Annotated in this window: 1 protein-coding gene; it reads right to left on the reverse strand. The window is 71.5% G+C overall.

What is annotated here, in order from left to right; genetic code table 11:
- Positions 1 to 557, reverse strand: a 557-nt coding sequence (locus ACRYRX_RS22590) for an MFS transporter (RefSeq protein ID WP_432515448.1), incomplete at both ends; no start/stop codon positions are given.

A 557-nucleotide genomic window follows, 5' to 3' on the forward strand; every position in this document is an offset into this window, starting at 1 on the left:
AGCAGGGCGATGCCGGCGGTCAGGACGATGAGCATGACCGGGACGTTGAGCAGGAAGACCGAGCCCCACCAGAAGTGCTCGAGCAGGAAGCCGCCGACCAGGGGGCCGATGGCGGCGCCGCCGGTGGCGCCGGCGGCCCAGACGGCGACGGCGGTGGCGCGTTGGCGGGGGTCGTCGAACAGGTTGCGCAGGATGGACAGGGTCGAGGGCATGATCATCGCGCCGAAGAAGCCCAGGAGGGCGCGGGCGGCGATGAGCAGTTCGGGGTTGGGGGCGAAGGCGCCCAGGGTGGAGCTGAGGCCGAAGCCGACGCTGCCGATGAGCAGCAGGCGTTTGCGTCCGATGCGGTCGGCGATGTTGCCCATGGTGACCAGGAGCCCGGCGATCATGAAGGAGTAGATGTCGCCGGTCCACAGGATCTGGGTGCCGCTGGGGTTCAGGTCGGCGGTCAGGGCGGGGATGGCCAGGGCCAGGACGGTGCCGTCGACGGCCAGCAGCACCACGGCCAGGGTCAGGACGATCAACGCCAGCCACGCGCGCCTGCCCGCGCGGGCGGG

It is taken from the genome of Kineococcus lubricus (assembly GCF_050871965.1).
Taxonomy (GTDB): Bacteria; Actinomycetota; Actinomycetes; order Actinomycetales; family Kineococcaceae; genus Kineococcus.